Source organism: Pseudomonas sp. B14(2017), assembly GCF_002113255.1.
Taxonomy (GTDB): Bacteria; Pseudomonadota; Gammaproteobacteria; order Pseudomonadales; family Pseudomonadaceae; genus Aquipseudomonas; species Aquipseudomonas putida_Z.
This window is the reverse complement of the sequence record NZ_NEJY01000026.1, coordinates 31,164-47,582: the sequence shown is the minus strand read 5'-3', so window position 1 is coordinate 47,582 and position 16,419 is coordinate 31,164. Positions and strand designations below refer to the sequence as shown.

General features: G+C 64.0%; 17 protein-coding genes. 6 read left to right on the top strand and 11 right to left on the bottom strand.

Annotated features, from left to right (window positions below; genetic code table 11):
* Positions 1 to 108: 108 nt before the first annotated feature.
* The 3 genes from cysB to CAG34_RS24435 form a co-directional block, all read right to left on the bottom strand.
* The gene (gene cysB / locus CAG34_RS24445; RefSeq protein WP_013971904.1) at positions 109 to 1,083 is read right to left on the bottom strand and encodes an HTH-type transcriptional regulator CysB; all 975 of its coding nucleotides are present in this window, start codon (positions 1,081 to 1,083) and stop codon (positions 109 to 111) included.
* A gap of 128 nt (positions 1,084 to 1,211) precedes the next feature.
* Positions 1,212 to 1,709: a universal stress protein gene (locus CAG34_RS24440; RefSeq protein ID WP_085592909.1), complete on the bottom strand. Its 498-nt coding sequence runs from the start codon at positions 1,707 to 1,709 to the stop codon at positions 1,212 to 1,214.
* A gap of 123 nt (positions 1,710 to 1,832) precedes the next feature.
* Positions 1,833 to 2,780 carry a putative 2-dehydropantoate 2-reductase gene (locus CAG34_RS24435; protein ID WP_085592961.1) on the bottom strand — a complete coding sequence of 316 codons (948 nt, stop codon included), beginning with the start codon at positions 2,778 to 2,780 and terminating at the stop codon, positions 1,833 to 1,835.
* Positions 2,781 to 3,011: 231 nt separating this feature from the next.
* Between CAG34_RS24435 and CAG34_RS24430 the strand changes: the two genes are divergently transcribed.
* A complete protein-coding gene (locus tag CAG34_RS24430) occupies positions 3,012 to 4,088 on the top strand; it encodes a 3-deoxy-7-phosphoheptulonate synthase (protein ID WP_085592907.1) in 1,077 nt (358 codons plus the stop codon).
* Positions 4,089 to 4,219: 131 nt separating this feature from the next.
* Here the strand turns inward: CAG34_RS24430 and CAG34_RS24425 are convergent, their stop codons facing one another.
* Positions 4,220 to 4,501, bottom strand: a complete 282-nt coding sequence (locus tag CAG34_RS24425) for a GNAT family N-acetyltransferase (protein ID WP_025338432.1) — start codon at positions 4,499 to 4,501, stop codon at positions 4,220 to 4,222.
* A gap of 509 nt (positions 4,502 to 5,010) precedes the next feature.
* Here CAG34_RS24425 and oprI point away from each other — a divergent pair.
* On the top strand, positions 5,011 to 5,262 hold the full coding sequence (gene oprI, locus CAG34_RS24420) for an outer membrane lipoprotei OprI (protein WP_003259780.1): 252 nt from the start codon (positions 5,011 to 5,013) through the stop codon (positions 5,260 to 5,262).
* Positions 5,263 to 5,394: 132 nt separating this feature from the next.
* Here the strand turns inward: oprI and CAG34_RS24415 are convergent, their stop codons facing one another.
* The 3 genes from CAG34_RS24415 to CAG34_RS24405 form a co-directional block, all read right to left on the bottom strand.
* Complete coding sequence (locus CAG34_RS24415) at positions 5,395 to 6,372, bottom strand: L,D-transpeptidase family protein (protein WP_085592905.1); 978 nt, start codon at positions 6,370 to 6,372, stop codon at positions 5,395 to 5,397.
* A gap of 111 nt (positions 6,373 to 6,483) precedes the next feature.
* Complete coding sequence (locus CAG34_RS24410) at positions 6,484 to 6,774, bottom strand: hypothetical protein (protein ID WP_025338431.1); 291 nt, start codon at positions 6,772 to 6,774, stop codon at positions 6,484 to 6,486.
* Positions 6,775 to 6,832: 58 nt separating this feature from the next.
* Positions 6,833 to 7,438, bottom strand: coding sequence for an arylesterase (locus CAG34_RS24405; RefSeq protein ID WP_085592903.1), 606 nt, complete (start codon positions 7,436 to 7,438; stop codon positions 6,833 to 6,835).
* A gap of 10 nt (positions 7,439 to 7,448) precedes the next feature.
* Here CAG34_RS24405 and CAG34_RS24400 point away from each other — a divergent pair, with 10 nt between their 5' ends.
* Positions 7,449 to 8,132, top strand: a complete 684-nt coding sequence (locus tag CAG34_RS24400) for an ABC transporter ATP-binding protein (RefSeq protein ID WP_016714756.1) — start codon at positions 7,449 to 7,451, stop codon at positions 8,130 to 8,132.
* A complete protein-coding gene (locus CAG34_RS24395; RefSeq protein WP_085592901.1) occupies positions 8,132 to 10,639 on the top strand; it encodes an ABC transporter permease in 2,508 nt (835 codons plus the stop codon). The genes CAG34_RS24400 and CAG34_RS24395 overlap by 1 nt, the downstream gene beginning before the upstream one ends.
* Positions 10,640 to 10,765: 126 nt before the next feature.
* Here the strand turns inward: CAG34_RS24395 and greB are convergent, their stop codons facing one another.
* The 4 genes from greB to CAG34_RS24370 form a co-directional block, all read right to left on the bottom strand.
* Positions 10,766 to 11,239, bottom strand: coding sequence for a transcription elongation factor GreB (greB, locus tag CAG34_RS24385; protein WP_013971895.1), 474 nt, complete (start codon positions 11,237 to 11,239; stop codon positions 10,766 to 10,768).
* A gap of 11 nt (positions 11,240 to 11,250) precedes the next feature.
* Positions 11,251 to 11,559, bottom strand: a complete 309-nt coding sequence (locus CAG34_RS24380) for a hypothetical protein (protein WP_025338428.1) — start codon at positions 11,557 to 11,559, stop codon at positions 11,251 to 11,253.
* 223 nt (positions 11,560 to 11,782) lie between these two features.
* The gene (locus CAG34_RS24375) at positions 11,783 to 12,220 is read right to left on the bottom strand and encodes a DoxX family protein (RefSeq protein ID WP_015269705.1); all 438 of its coding nucleotides are present in this window, start codon (positions 12,218 to 12,220) and stop codon (positions 11,783 to 11,785) included.
* 113 nt (positions 12,221 to 12,333) lie between these two features.
* A complete protein-coding gene (locus CAG34_RS24370; protein ID WP_085592898.1) occupies positions 12,334 to 13,740 on the bottom strand; it encodes a transglycosylase SLT domain-containing protein in 1,407 nt (468 codons plus the stop codon).
* Positions 13,741 to 13,898: 158 nt separating this feature from the next.
* On the opposite strand from CAG34_RS24370, the gene CAG34_RS24365 reads away from it, so the two are divergent.
* Complete coding sequence (locus tag CAG34_RS24365) at positions 13,899 to 14,696, top strand: TatD family hydrolase (RefSeq protein ID WP_085592896.1); 798 nt, start codon at positions 13,899 to 13,901, stop codon at positions 14,694 to 14,696.
* 218 nt (positions 14,697 to 14,914) lie between these two features.
* Entirely contained in the window at positions 14,915 to 16,393 is a 1,479-nt protein-coding gene (locus CAG34_RS24360) for a methyl-accepting chemotaxis protein (protein ID WP_085592894.1), read from the top strand.
* Positions 16,394 to 16,419 lie beyond the last annotated feature (26 nt).

Below are 16,419 nucleotides of genomic sequence, written 5' to 3'. Positions count from 1 at the left end.
CGGCAAGCCAGCTCCCACAGGAACATCACAAGCCTTCAGGCAACGGTAATCCTGTGGGAGCTGGCTTGCCGGCGATTGGGCCGCAAAGCGGCCCCGTACGATTCTAGATCAGTGCACCGGCAGCTCGACGCCTTCGAACAGGTCTTCCAGCTCTTGCTTGTTGTGGCACTGGATGGCCTTGGCCATCACTTCACGGGTCAGGTGCGGGGCGAACTTCTCGATGAAGTCGCACATGAAACCACGCAGGAAAGTGCCGCGGCGGAAGCCGATCTTGGTGATGCTGGCTTCGAACAGTTCGCTGGCATCCAAGGCCACCAGGTCGCTGTCGAGCTTTGTGTCCACCGCCATCTTGGCGACGATCCCCACGCCCAGCCCCAGGCGCACATAGGTCTTGATCACGTCGGCGTCAGCGGCGGTAAACACCACTTTCGGCGTAAGGCCGCGGTGGTTGAACGCTTCGTCCAGCTTCGAACGGCCGGTGAAACCGAACACGTAGGTAACGATCGGGTATTCGGCGACCGCTTCCAGAGTAAGCTTTGGCAGCTTGGTCAACGGATGGCCCTGCGGCACCACCACGCAGCGATTCCACTTGTAGCACGGCATCATGATCAGGTCGCCGAACAGCTCCAGCGCCTCGGTGGCGATGGCGAAGTCGACCGTACCGTCCGCGGCCATTTCGGCAATCTGCATGGGCGAACCCTGGTGCATGTGCAAGGACACTTCCGGGTACTGCTTGATGAAGTTGCTGATCACCGGCGGCAAGGCATAACGCGCCTGGGTGTGGGTGGTGGCGATGGACAGCGTGCCCTTCTTCTCGTTGGAGAACTCCTGGGCAATCTGCTTGATGCTTTCGACCTTGCGCAGGATTTCGCCGGCGGTATTGATGATGCGCTCACCCGCCGGGGTAACGCGGGTCAGGTGCTTGCCGCTGCGGGCAAAGACTTCAACACCCAGCTCATCCTCGAGCAGGCGGATCTGCTTGCTGATACCTGGCTGGGAGGTATACAGGCTCTGCGCCGTCGCGGAGACGTTGAGGTCATGGTGCGCCACTTCCCAGATGTAGCGCAGTTGTTGAAGCTTCATAGGTTCCCCTCGGTTCAGCGATGAGTCCGCGGCAGCAGGCAGCGACGATATATAACTATATTAGTGGTTCTGGAAATAAATCTAGAACTATTTTGTTACATACCCCCGGAAATGGCCTACGGCCATCTTCATGCTTTCCTACGCCCCAAATGCTGCGCCAGCGGCACCATGTACACCGGTACCGACGACAGCTGCAGCAGCCGTACCGCCGTGCGCCCCAATGGCACATCCACGCCGGCGCCAGCACTGTGGCTACCGAAAATCAGCAGGTCGACGCTCAGCCGCTGCGCCTGGTCGAGGATCACCTGCGCAGGGTCGCCCTGGCGTACTCGCACCGCCTTGATCACCGCCAGGTCGGCCTCCTCGCCCAGTTCGTCACGAAAGTTTTCCAGCACACGCTGCTCGATATTGGCCATCACCGTGTTCACCCCCTGGCTGTGCAGCTGGTCGAGCGTCTGTTCATCGAGGTAGCTTTGCAGGAGAGATTCAGCGAACTGGCCCATGGGCTCTACCGCGTGGATCACATACAACTCGGCGCCGAATGTGCGCGCCAGCGCCAGCGCGTGTTGCATGACAAAAGGGGCGTAGACACCGAGGTCGGTGGCGTACAGCATGGAGTGGATCATTCGACCTCCTCGACTGCCGCTGCGGCAGAGCAAGCTTCAGCTTAGCAGCGCGCCGGACGCACGCTTTGCCGTCCGGCGTGCTGCTGATGCGGGCTGGAGGGCCCTGGCGGGCCAGAGCCACCCTCAGCGGGGCTGTTCGCCCCGATCGATGAACGCCAGCGCCTGGTACAGCATCTCCATGCGCGGCAAGTGGCAGCCTGCCGCACGCGCCTGTGCCAACGGCTCGGCATAGATGGCCTGCAGCTCCAGCGGGCGCTTGTGGACATGGTCGTGGTACATGCTGGGCCAGTAGTCGGGCATGCGCTCGGTCACCTGGAACAGGTGCTCGGCATACCCCTCGGGCAACACATGGCCACACGCCGCCGCGCCCTGCACCACCTCGGCCATCAAGGCCTGGATCAGGGCGCGGCCATGACTGTCGGCCATCAGCGGCGTGGTGCTGGCGCCGAGCAGCACCGACAGGCCGTTGTAGGGCACGTTCCACACCAGCTTCTGCCAGCGTGCCTGGGCCAGGTCGGGCATGGCCTGCGAGTCAATGCCCGCAGCCCGGAACAGCTCCGCGCCTTCATTGACCAACTCGGCACCACCATCGTTGGCCGGCCCGCTGTGGTAGCCGAGGTTGACCGCGCCCAAGGCCTGGTGGCGGATCATGCCGGGCGCCTGGCGGTTGACGCAGATGAAACACAGGCCGCCGAGCAGGTGCATGTCGCTGCGCAAGGCCGGGCGCAACTGCTCCTCCACGCCCAGGCCGTTCTGCAGCAGCACCACCTTGGCGCCCGGTGCGGCCGCCTGCACGATCAGCGGCGCCAACTGGTCATTGCTGGTGGCCTTGGCCCCCACCAGCAGCCAGTCGCAGGGCGGCATGTCGGCGGCACTGGCATAGGCCTGCACCTTCATCTGCAAGTTACCATGCACGGCACTGTCCACGGCCAACCCCTGCTCGCGGACAACCTCGTACTCGCTGCGCAACAGAAAATGCACATCGAAGCCGGCCCGGGCCAGCATCAACCCATAGAAGCCGCCGATGGCGCCACTGCCGATGATGCCGATACGTGGTGTGTGCGGAAGCATGCCGATCTCCAGGTAAAAGTCAGCCCTCTTTTTACACAGGTTGCGCAGCGCTGGGCAGCCCATGCACGGCAAACACCTGCCATCTCGGAAAAACCCCACACGGACTGGGCCCAGCCCATTGTCGCGCCACCTGTAACGCGCTAAGGTTCGGCTCCCCGCTGCGATTATTCTTGCTGCTGGGCCGCACGGGGATAGTTGGCGGCCGGCACCCGTGACCTGACGAGTAACACGATGGCTGATTTACCGATCGATGACTTGAACGTTGCCTCCAACGAGACCCTGATCACCCCCGATCAGCTCAAGAAGGAAATCCCCCTCAGCGCCAAGGCCCTGCAGACCGTGACTGCCGGCCGTGAAGTGGTGCGCAATATTCTCGACGGCAAGGACCATCGCCTGTTCGTCGTGGTCGGCCCTTGCTCGATCCACGACATCAAGGCCGCCCACGAGTACGCCGAGCGCCTGAAAGTGCTGGCCGAGGAAGTGTCCGACACGCTGTACCTGGTCATGCGCGTGTATTTCGAAAAACCGCGCACCACCGTCGGCTGGAAAGGCCTGATCAACGACCCGTACCTGGATGACTCGTTCAAGATCCAGGATGGCCTGCACATCGGCCGCAAGCTGCTGCTGGACCTGGCCGAAATGGGCCTGCCGACCGCCACCGAAGCGCTCGACCCGATTTCCCCGCAGTACCTGCAGGACCTGATCAGCTGGTCGGCCATCGGCGCCCGCACCACCGAATCGCAGACCCACCGCGAGATGGCTTCGGGCCTGTCCTCGGCAGTCGGCTTCAAGAACGGCACCGACGGCGGCCTGACCGTTGCCATCAACGCCCTGCAGTCGGTGTCCAAGCCGCACCGCTTCCTCGGCATCAACCAGGAAGGCGGCGTGTCGATCGTCACCACCAAGGGCAACCCGTACGGCCACGTGGTACTGCGCGGCGGCAACGGCAAGCCGAACTACGACTCGGTCAGCGTCGCCCTCTGCGAGCAGGACCTGGCCAAGGCCAAGATCAAGGCCAACATCATGGTCGATTGCAGCCACGCCAACTCCAACAAGGACCCGGCCCTGCAACCGCTGGTGATGGAGAACGTCGCCAACCAGATCCTCGAAGGCAACCAGTCGATCATCGGCCTGATGGTCGAGAGCCACCTGAACTGGGGCTGCCAGTCGATTCCGAAGAACCTGGACGAGCTGCAATACGGCGTGTCGATCACCGATGCCTGCATCGACTGGCCGGCTACCGAGAAGACCCTGCGCAGCATGCGTACCAAGCTGAAGGATGTGCTGCCGCAGCGCAAGCGCGGCTGATACAAGAAAGCGGGGCCGCTTCGCGCCCCATCGCCGGCAAGCCGGCTCCCACACGTACGGCGAAACGCTTGAAATGTGGGAGCTGGCTTGCCGGCGATGGGGCGCGAAGCGGCCCCGCTTTTTTTACAGAATCAGACCTTGCTCGAATGCCGCTGCTGGCGCTCCATGTAGCGCTCCACGTACGAGCAGGACGGAATCACCGTGTAGCCCATCTGTTCAGCGTACTCCAGGGCCCGTTCGGTCAGGGCGGCAGCAATCCCGCGGCCACGCAGGGCGTTGGGTACGAAGGTGCGATAGATGTCCAGCGTCTGCTTGCCCAGGTCCATATACGTCAGATAGGCACGATGACCGTCCACGTTGGTCTCGAACTGATGACCGGCCTGGTCATGGTGGATGGTCAGCGCTTCGCTCATCACTACTCCTCGCAGGTCTTCTCGGCAGACCCATACCTTAACCGATGGTGGTTTATCCGGCACAGAATCCTCTACGCCACCTGTTGCCCCCTTCGACCACTGGACGATTGCAATCGTTCGGATCCTCTGGCACTCACAAGATAGTAGGCGCCGCAGGCGGGATTGCTCAAGGTGGTGGCGGTTAAAAATGGCGAAAATGCAGCCAGATGCCATTCTTGGCAACGCGCCAGGCAGCCACCGGATGTACTAGGGCTTAAGACGCCGAAGGACAGTTAAAGTCACCCTTAGTTCAACAAAAAAGTTCCTGTACTACAGTCGCTTGCGAACCCTGTACGTTTTTTTCACAGGCGTGTCGCAAATCTTGTCGGAAAGGCGTCAAGCAACATTTTTTTTGCAGTTCTTGCGCTTAGTCAGTTTACTTACTACAAGTAATGGGTACTATGTACGCCGGCCAGTTTCTCTTTTCCGAGAGATGGCTATTTAATAGAAAGTCCTTGAAGGGGAACACGATGAACAACGTTCTGAAATTCTCTGCTCTGGCTCTGGCCGCAGTTCTGGCTACCGGTTGCAGCAGCGTATCCAAAGAAACCGAAGCTCGTCTGACTGCGACTGAAGACGCAGCAGCTCGCGCTCAAGCTCGTGCAGACGAAGCCTACCGTAAGGCTGACGACGCACTGGCAGCCGCTCAGAAGGCTCAGCAGACCGCTGACGAAGCCAACGAGCGCGCTCTGCGTATGCTGGACAAAGCCAGCCGCAAGTAATAATCCTCACGGATTGTTATGGAGCCGACCCACTTGTGGGTCGGCTTTTTTATTGCCTGCGCACAAGGCAAACGCGCCAGGCAGAAACGAAAAGGCCTGCACTAAGGCAGGCCTGGGTGTGTCGCAATTACCTTACTGCAGTTCGGGCGGAATGCTCGAAACCATCGGTGCGCCACCCTGGTTTTCGGTCGGCACGGCAATTTCCACCGGCATGCCATCTTCCGCGGCCACCACGTCACGGACCATGTCCCAGTTCATGCGTAGGTTATTGGCCAGGTCTTCACGCTTGAGCAAGGCGTTGATAACAGCAGTGTGTTTATCGACCACCGACGGATTACCCTGATCGTCCAGCGGCGTGTGCGCCTCCAGATAGACCTTGCCGCCACTGATACCAAACTTGTAGGGCTCGTTGATGATGCGCACCGGCGTACCCACCGGCACCATCTTCGACAGTTCCAGCACGTTGTTGTTGAGCATGCGGAAGCAACCGTGGCTGGTACGCATGCCAATGCCGAACTTCTTGTTCGAACCATGGATCAGGTAGCCCGGCACGCCGAGGGTGAACTTGAACGGCCCCAGCGGGTTGTCCGGGCCGGCTGGCACCACGCTCGGCAGGATGTCGCCGTCAGCCGCGTGCTCGGCACGGATCGACGCTGGCGGGGTCCAGGTCGGGTTCGGCGTCTTGGCGGTGATCTTGGTATTGGCGATCGGCGAACCCCAGCCTTCACGGCCAATGCCCAGCGGGAAGGTATGCACCACGTTCTGCCCTTTCGGGAAGTAGTACAGGCGGTACTCGGCCAGGTTGATGACGATGCCCTCACGCGGGCCCGGCGGCAGGATGTAGCGGGTCGGCAGGATGATCTCGGTGCCGGCACCTGGCAGCCATGGGTCCACGCCCGGGTTGGCGGCGATCATTTCCAGGTAGCCGAGGTCGTTGGCAGTGCCGATATCGGCGAACGTGTCCTCGTACTTTGCCTTGATCACATGCACCTGGCCGATGATGTCTTCACCGGGTGGTGGCAGTGGCAGCTCCAGCGCAGCAGCGGGGCCTGCTACCAGCAGGGCGGCCAGGGACAGGCTACGGGTGACGGCAGGAAAGCGCGGCAACATCCGGTAAATCCTTCGAAAGGTGGGTCAAGAGAATCGATTGTACACCTGCGCCGATGCCAGCGGGAGGCATTGGCGCCATGCAAGCGTTCCAGATGATGAAAGGCGCGGTGTTCAGGCGCCCTGCAGCTCCGGCCACACCGGGCGCATGCCGCGCCGCTGGGCATCGAGGATGGCGCGGCACAGGTCGCACAGGCGGCCGTCGCGGTAGATCGAGCGCGCCACCCCCGACCAGCGCGGTTGCGCCGGCAGCAGGCCACCGCACAGCGTGCGGTCGGCCGGTACGCCCAGCTCGAGCTGGCGGGCCACGAGGTGGACGCGAATTTCCTGGCAGGCGAACAGGTCGAGCTGCTCATCAGGCTCGATCAGTTGGTAGGCATACAGGGACCAGGCAGGGCGCGGCATCGGTGGCACTCGAAACGGGGGGCGCAACATTAGCCGAAAGCCGGCGCCGTTTAAAGCGTCACAGCAAGGGTTTTATCGCCGGCCAGGCATTTTCCAGCAGGCGCTGCTGGGCAGCCTGGGCCGGGTGAATGCCATCCGCCTGCATCAACTCAGGCGCGCCCCCTACCCCCTCGAGGAAAAACGGCACCAACGGCACCTGTTTTTCTGCCGCCAGCTGTTCATACACCTGGGCGAACGCGGTGGTGTAGCGCACGCCATAATTGGGTGGCAGGCGCATGCCCAGCAGCACCACCTTGGCACCGGCCTTGCGCGAACTTTCAATCATCGAGGCAAGATTTTGTTGCAATTGCGCTGGCGACTGCCCGCGCAGGCCATCGTTGCCGCCCAGCTCCAGCACCACCAGGCTCGGCTTGTGCGCTGCAAGCAGCGCCGGCAGCCGCGCCTGGCCACCTGCACTGGTGTCGCCGCTGATCGATGCATTGACCACTTTGTCGTCGAAACCTTCGTCCCGCAGGCGGGTCTGCAACAGGGAGACCCAGCCCTGGCGGGTATCCAGGCCAAAACCGGCGCTGATACTATCGCCGACAACCAGCAGTGTTCCCGCCGCCGCGCTCTGGGCCAGGCAATACAGGGCCAGACCGGCACTCAACCACCACACTCGCATCGGATTCTCCATGGGCCCCAGCATTCTCGTTGCGCAGAACCTTAGCAAAGTGGTCCCCAGCGCGGAAGGTGACCTGACCATCCTGCATGCGCTGTCCCTCGACCTGGCCCAGGGCGACAGCCTGGCCATCGTCGGCGCCTCGGGCTCGGGCAAGTCGACCCTGCTCGGCCTGCTCGCCGGTCTCGACCAGCCCAGTGCCGGCAAGGTCATCCTCGCAGGCCACGACCTGGGGCCGCTGGATGAAGACCAGCGCGCGCGGGTGCGCGCCGAACATGTGGGCTTCGTGTTCCAGTCGTTCCAGCTGCTCGACAGCCTCAACGCCCTGGAAAACGTCATGCTGCCGCTGGAGCTGGACGGCCGCCGCGATGCCCGCGAACACGCGCGCACCCTGCTCGAACGGGTCGGCCTGGGCAAGCGCCTGAGCCACACCCCGCGCCAGCTTTCGGGCGGCGAACAGCAACGGGTGGCCATTGCCCGTGCCTTCGCCGCGCAACCGGCAGTGCTGTTCGCCGACGAACCCACCGGCAACCTCGACAGCCACACCGGCGAGCGCATCAGCGACCTGCTGTTCGAACTGAACAAGGAACGCGGCACCACCCTGGTGCTGGTTACCCATGACGAACGCCTGGCCCGCCGCTGCCGCCGCCAGATCCGCCTGGATGCGGGCCGCCTGGTGGCCCCGGTGGAGGCCTGATGAACCACATGCCGCTGTCCCGCCTGTGCGGCCTGGCCCTGCGCCAGTTGCTGCGCGACATTCGCGCCAGCGAAGTGCGCGTGCTGTTCTTCGCCCTGCTGGTGGCGGTCGCAGCCAGCACTGCCATCGGCTATTTCGGTGCCCGCCTCAACGGCGCCATGCAACTGCGCGCCAGCGAGTTCCTCGGTGCCGACCTGGTGCTGCAGGGCAGCGCCCCGGCCCGCGACCAGCAGATAGAAGCCGGCAAGGCGCTTGGCTTGCGCCACGCCCAGGTGGTCGAGTTCACCAGCGTGGTCGGCGGCGACAACGGTATCCAGCTGTCCAGCGTCAAGGCTACCGATGGTGCCTACCCGTTGCGCGGGCAAGTGCGCAGTGCTGCGGCGCCCTATGCCGCAGAAACCCCGGGCGGCGGCCCGGCACCTGGCGAAGCATGGGTCGAATCACGCTTGCTGGCGGCACTGGGGCTGAAGGTTGGCGACAGCATCGACGTGGGCATGAAGACGCTGCGCATGAGCCGCGTACTGACCTACGAACCGGACCGCGCCAACAACTTCTACAGCCTTACCCCACGGGTAATGATGAACCTGGCCGACCTGCAAGCCACCGGCGTGATTCAACCGGGCAGCCGGGTCACCTACCGCGACCTGTGGCGCGGCGATGCCGAAGCGTTGGCCCAGTACCGCGGGGCGTTGAAAAAGGACCTGGCCGCCAACCAGCGCCTGCGCGACACCCGCGATGGCAACCAGCAGGTCGGCGGCGCCCTGGGCAAGGCCGAGCGCTACCTGAACATGGCCAGCCTGGTGGCGGTGCTGCTGGCAGGCGTCGCCGTGGCCCTGTCGGCCAGCCGCTATGCCGCACGCCGCCTGGACGCCAGCGCCCTGCTGCGCTGCCTGGGCCTTTCGCGCCGCCAGGCACTGGGCCTGTACTGCCTGCAATTGGCCATGCTCGGCCTGGTCGCCGCGCTGGCCGGCGCCCTGCTCGGCTGGCTGGCGCAACTGGGCCTGTTCCGCCTGCTGCATGGCCTGCTGCCAAGCGTGGTACCTGCAGGCGGCATCGTCCCGGCCCTGGCCGGCATCGCTACCGGGCTGGTGGCCCTGGCCGGCTTCGCCCTGCCGCCAATTGCCGCGCTGGGCCAGGTGCCGCCGTTGCGCGTGCTACGCCGCGACCTACTGCCGATACCGCCCAGCAGCTGGCTGGTGTACGGCGCGGCCCTGTTCGCCCTGGGCCTGATCATGTGGCGCCTGAGCCTCGACCTGCTGCTCACCTTCGCCCTGCTCGGTGGCGGCCTGGTCGCCGCGCTGCTGCTCGGTGGCCTGCTGCTGCTCGGTTTGCGCAGCCTGCGCCAATTGCTGGCCGGGGCACCACTGACCTGGCGCCTGGGGCTGGGCCAACTGCTGCGCCACCCCATGGCCGCTGCCGGCCAAGCCCTGGCCTTCGGCCTGATCCTGCTGGCCATGGCCCTGGTCGCGCTGCTGCGCGCGGAACTGCTCGACACCTGGCAAGCACAGCTGCCCAAGGATGCACCCAACCATTTCGCCCTGAACATCCTGCCGGATGACCGTGAGCCCTTCGCCCAACACCTGCAGCAGGTCAATGCCACCTCGGCACCGCTGTACCCGGTGACACCCGGCCGCCTGGTGCGCATCAACGAGCAACCGGTGCAGCAGGTGGTCAGCAAGGATTCGGCAGGCGAGCGCGCCGTGCAGCGCGACCTCAGCCTGACCTGGGCAGCCGAACTGCCCGAAGGCAATGCACTGACGGGCGGCAACTGGTGGCAGGCGTTGCCCGCCGAAGATGAAATCCCCGGTGTGTCGGTGGAGGCGGAACTGGCCAGCAGCCTGAAGCTGCAACTGGGCGACCTGCTGACCTTCGACATCGGCGGCCAGCAGCGCCAGGCCCGGGTCAGCAGCCTGCGCAGCGTGCACTGGGACAGCTTCCAGCCGAACTTCTACATGATCTTCCAGCCCGGCACGTTGCAGGGGCTGCCGACCACCTACCTGACCAGCTTCTATCTGGCACCGGGCCATGACCTGGATGTGGTGGCGCTGTCACGGGCATTTCCGGCAGTGACCATCCTGCAGGTGGACGCCTTGCTCGATCAGCTGCGCAGCATCCTCGCCCAGGTGACCCTGGCGGTGGAGTATGTGTTGCTGTTCGTGCTGGCAGCCGGGTTGGCGGTGCTGTTCGCTGGCTTGCAGGCGACGCTGGACGAGCGCATCCGCCAGGGCGCCTTGCTGCGTGCGCTGGGCGCGGCGCGGCCATTGCTGGTCAAGGCGCGGCGGATCGAGTTCGGCTTGCTGGGTGCGGCCAGCGGCTTGCTGGCGGCGGTCGGGTGCGAGCTGATTACCTTGGTGCTGTACCGCTATGCCTTCGACCTGCAATGGAGCCCGCATGTGTGGTTGCTGCTGTTGCCGCTGGCAGGGGCGCTGCTGGTAGGTGGTGCGGGGGTGCTGGGGACGCGGCGGGCGTTGAATGCCAGCCCGTTGGCGGTTTTACGCGAGAGTTGATGACAGCCTGCACCGGCCTCTTCGCGGGCTTGCCCGCTCCCACAGGCTCACCACAATACTTGAAACCTGTGTCGGACCTGTGGGAGCGGGCAAGCCCGCGAAGAGGCCGGCACAGGCAACATCAGATCACTGCCCGTAGCTGATGCTGTTCACATACCAGGTCGCTTCACCGGTAGGCGTATGCACCACCACCTCATCACCCTCCTCCTTCTTCAGCAAGGCACGAGCCATGGGCGAGTCGATCGAGATGTAGTCATTGCGCCCATAGATCTCGTCATACCCGACAATGCGAAACTTCATGGTCTCGCCCTCGTCGTTCTCGATCTCCACCCAGGCACCGAAAAACACCTTGCCCTCCTGCTGCGGCGAGTAGGCCACCACCTTCACGTCTTCAAGACGCTTGCGCAGATAACGCACCCGACGGTCGATCTCGCGCAGCAGCTTCTTGTTGTACTGGTAGTCGGCATTCTCGCTGCGGTCGCCCAGCGATGCCGCCCAGGTAACCTTCTGGGTAATCTCCGGGCGGTATACCCGCCACAGGTGGTCCAGTTCTTTCTTCAGCGCCTCATGGCCTTCCGTGGTGATGATGTTGGTACTCAACAGCGCGCTCCTCAGCGGCGGGTAATCAGGCCTTGGCGCGCGATACGGGTGAGGTGGCCGATGATTTCGGCGGCCTCGTCCGGCGCCGGGGCCTGGATCACGGCCAGGTCGAAACGGTCATTGCCATACTGTGCGAGGTGGCAGCCGGTATCGGCGAACTGGATCAGAAATGCACGCGCCTGGCCCTTGCGCCGGGACAGGCCTTCAAGGTGACGTAAAAGAGTGGGTTGATGCTGGCCGCCGAGCAGGATGCGCGGTGTGCGGGACGCCTGGCTGGCAGGCAAGGGGCTCAAACAGACACTGGTACGTGGGCAACTCATGGAGCTTCTCTCCGCCTCGCGAATCCCGCTGGGCAGCGGTGGGAGGCGTCACCGAACCAGCGCTTTAGCGGTATTTCGGATGACCCGGAGAGGGGCTTTCCTGCGCCCCGCAAGTAGCTGTTTAAATCGGCGCAGACGGTATGCTAGAGCTACAAGCGGCAAGATACAAGCCTCAAGCCGAAAGTGATCGGCCTGAGGCTTGTATCTTGGCATTTGCGGTGGATCAGCGGGCGATCAGGCGGTCCAGCGAGAAGCGGCCAGCGCCTTCGATCAGTACCGCGACGGTGCCAGCCAGCAGGGCCAGGCCGAACTCATAGCCGTTGTTGGACATGAACAGGCCGTTGCCGATGTGCACCGAGAGGATCGCCACCACCAGGGTCACCGCCAGCACCAGGGCCGCCGGGCGGGCCAGCAGGCCGATCACCAGGGCCAGGCCGCCGAAGAACTCGGCACTACCAGACAACAGGGCCATCAGGTAACCCGGGGCCAGGCCGATGCTCTCCATCCATTGGCCGGTGCCTTCCAGGCCATAGCCACCGAACATGCCGAACAGTTTTTGCGCACCATGCGCAATGAAGATGATGCCGACCAGGATACGGATGACGCTCAGGCCAGCGCCGGCGCGGGTGGAGAACAGAGCGTTGAGGGTAGCGTTGTTCATGTCGAAGACTCCTTGAAGCGGGGAAGTTGTGTTGGGATGAGCGCCATCATAATCGATTCAATAGATATGAAAATCGCAAAAATCCCAATATAACAATCGATAAAATCGATTTGTCAGCGTTTAGCCACACGCTCCAGCGCGGCACGCTCCCGGTTGAACGCTACAAAGTACTTGTTGACGCTATTGACGAAGTTGACTGGCCCCATGCCCACCTGCTCCATGGCGATACGTTCGGTCTGGAAAAACCACTGGTCGCCATTCAGCCCGCGCCGCCGCGCTTCGGCGCGCATGGCCTGGACGCGCTCGGGGCCCAGGTTGTAGGCCGCCAGCACGAAGGCCATGCGCTCGCGCTCGTTGATCTTGGCGCTGGCAAAGAACTTGCGCCGGATCAGCGCCAGGTAACGGGCGCTGGCCTGGACATTGCCATCCACCGTGGCGGTGTTGCTCACCCCCACGCGCTGCGCCGCCGAAGGGGTGATCTGCATCAGGCCATGGGCCCCTCCGGTGCCGCGCGCGGCCGGGTTGAGCGTCGACTCCTTGAAGGCCAGCGCGGCCAGGTTGAGCCAGTCGATCTGCTGCGCCTCACCGTGTTTCTGCAGCACCGCCCGCAGCGCGGTCAGGCGCTGGCGATTCTTGCTGGCCAATGGGTCGTGCACCCGGTACTGGCGGCGGTAGATGCGCTCGAACGCGGCGTCCTGGTTGTCCGGCGCGCGGTAGCCCTGCAGAAAGCGATCGACCGTGGCCTGCAACTGCGGCGCATCGGGCCTCACATACCAACGCATGGCTTGCGGCGCCCCCAGTTTCACGCGGCTGTCCAGGCGCAGGCGCGGCATCACCCGGGCCCAGCGCCGGGCGATCGGCTGCTCGACCACGGTCAGGTGATAGATGCCGGCCTGGACCATTTCCAGCACATCCTCCACCGCCAGGGTCGAGTCGACCCACTCCACCTTGATCGGCGCGCGCTTGCGCAGCGCCAGCTGCTGGTTGACCTGCTGGATCAACGGGCCGGCGGCACTGGCGCTGGTCAGGGCCACGGTACGCCCGGACAACTGCTCGACATGGCTGAAGCTGCGTTCGCCCTTGCGCCCCACCAGCAGCAGCGGCACCTGGTCGAGCACCGGCGCGCTGCTGCTGACCCCGCGCACCACGGCGGGGTCGAGCAGTTCACCCGGTGCGGCCAGGTCACCCTCGCCCCGGGCCAGGGCGCCGAGCAACTGCTCCTTGGCCCGCGGGATCAGCTTGAGCTGGATCTCCTGGCCGTCGGCGGCGCGGGCATTGAGGTAATGTTCCAGGGCACGCAGGCGATAGTATTCGATACCGACCGGCTCGCCCTTGACCTCACCGGAGCTGTTGCGGCTCTGGTTGACCAGCACCCGCAGCACCTGGCTGGTGCGAATCTGTTGCAGGTCACGAACCTTGGCCGGCGCGATGTTCTGCTGCGGTCCCGGCACGCGCGCGTGAGCAGGCCCGGTCAAGGTCAGCCCAAGCGTCAGCAGGAAAATGAGCCAGCATCGCTGCATGCGAAAACGTGTCCGTGGTCGGTGGGCGGCATCCATGGGGTTGCACCGCCAAGAGAGAAATGACGGTAAAAGACCACGGCAACAGCATGAAGTTCTTGGTTTTTTCAGAAAAACACGGTTTTTGCTATGCTGGCCGCCCCGCGGCACGAGATAGCACCATGCAACTGATCGATATCGGCGTCAACCTGACCAACAGCAGTTTCCACGACCAGCAGGCGGCAATCGTCGAGCGCGCCCTTGAGGCCGGGGTCACGCAGATGGTGCTGACGGGCACCAGCCTGGCGGTCAGCGAACAGGCGCTGGAGCTGTGCCAGCAACTGGATGCGAGCGGCGCTCACCTGTTCGCCACGGCAGGGGTACACCCTCATGATGCCAAAACCTGGGATGCCGGCAGCGAGCGTCAGTTGCGCCAGTTGCTGAATGAATCACGCGTGCGCGCCGTGGGCGAATGCGGCCTGGACTTCAACCGCGACTTCTCCCCTCGCCCACTGCAGGAAAAAGCCCTGGAGGCACAGTTGGCACTGGCTGCCGAACTGCATCTGCCGGTGTTCCTGCACGAACGCGACGCCAGCGAACGCCTGCTGGCGATCCTCAAGGATTACCGCGACCACCTGACCGGCGCAGTGGTGCACTGCTTTACCGGCGAGCGCGACGCGCTGTTCGCCTACCTGGACATGGACCTGCACATCGGTATTACCGGCTGGATCTGCGACGAACGCCGTGGCACCCACCTGCACCCGCTGGTGGGCAACATTGCCGAGGGGCGGCTGATGCTGGAGAGCGATGCGCCTTACCTGCTGCCGCGCAGCCTGCGGCCCAAGCCGAAGAACGGGCGCAACGAACCAGCGTTCCTTCCAGAGGTGTTGCGTGAAGTGGCCTTGCACCGGGGCGAGTCGACCGAACATACGGCGGCACATACCACGGCAACGGCGCGGGCGTTTTTCCAGATATCCTGAAGCTGTAATGGCCCTATCGCCGGCAAGCCAGCTCCCACAGGGGGGTAGCGCATGGCTCGAGGCCGATGCAGTCGAGGTGGGAGCTGGCTTGCCGGCGATAGGGCCATTACAGGCGGCGGAATTTTCTTGATACACATCAAGAAAGGCCCTGGCTTGCGCAGGCACAATGATGGCACCTTGCCAATATTGTTCCCGCTCAACTCAGAGAAGACCTGCCCATGGGTGCCTGGCTTAGCAATGTTTCCCTGAAGTACAAGTTCTGGGCCGTCAACGCGGTGGCCTTTGTCACGACCTTGCTGCTGGTGCTCTATGCCGTGCACCTGGAGCAACGCGCCCGCGCCGAGGCCGCGCAGGCCCAGGCGGCCGCGCAGGCCCAATTGCTGGCTGCCTGGCCGGCCGGCCAGCCGCTACCCCGGCCGGCCAACGTCATCAGCTGGTCAGCCGGGCAAACGCCCACCTTCGCGGGTGAACCCCTCGAGGCCTTGCGCAATGCCCAAGGCTGGGTCGAACTGCCCGCCGCCCGGCTCTTGGGCAACAACCCGCTACAAGGCGCGCAGGTGCTGCGCAACGGCGATCAGCAAATGGCCGTGCTGGCCCAGTCGCCAAGCCTGCGCCAGGTGTTCTTCGACCGCTTCAGCAACTACGCGGTATGCGTGCTGATCCTGATGTTGGCCATGCTCGGCGCCTCGCAGCTGCTGATCCGCTTCCTGCTCAGCCAGCTCAACACGCTCAAGGACGTGATGCTGCACGTGGAAAAAACCGGCGACCTGTCGGCCCGCGTACCGCTGGCCTGTGGCGACGAGGTCGGCCAGATGGCCGGGGCCTTCAATGCCATGCAGGCGACCTACCACCGCGTGGTCAGTACCGTCGCCCACACCGCAGCGCAGCTGGACTCCGGTGCCGCGCGCCTGGCTGCGAGCATGAGCGACGTGCGCCACGGCATGCTCGGCCAGCAGAGCGAAACCGACCAGGCCGCTACCGCGATCAACGAAATGTCGGCGACGGTGCACCACATCGCCCAGCACGCCGGCGCCACCCGTGACCTGTCACAAACCGCCGACACCCTGGCCGGTAGCGGCCAGGAGGTGGTCAGCCGGGTGCAGGATTCGATTTCCGGGCTGTCCAGCGGCGTTCAGCAAACTGCCGAGATGATTCGCCAACTGGCCGAAGACAGCCAGAAGATCAATGGCGTGGTCAGTGTGATCCACAGCATCGCCGAGCAGACCAACCTGCTGGCGCTCAATGCCGCCATCGAAGCAGCGCGCGCCGGCGACCTCGGCCGCGGCTTTGCCGTGGTGGCCGATGAAGTGCGCAACCTGGCCAAGCGCGTGCAAAACTCCACCGACGAGATCACCACCATGGTCTCGGCCCTGCAGTCGGGCACCCGCGATGCAGTGGATTTCATGCAGGAAAGCTCGTACAAGGCCGACGACTGCGTCAGGCAGGCCCAGGAGGCCGGCGAAGCACTGGCCGAGATTACCGGTGCCGTAGCGCAGATGCGCGAAAGCAACACCCAGATTGCGGTGGCAGCCGAGCAGCAAAGCCAGGTGGCCGAGGAAATGAACCGCGCCGTGGTGAGTATTCGCGATGTCACCGAACAGACCGTGCAACAGACCGTGGGCTCGGCGACCACCAGCAGCGAACTGGCGACCCTGGCCGGTGAACTGAACAAGGCCATTGGCCAGCTCAAGCTATAGTCACCATAGCCAGCCTCGATTGGCCC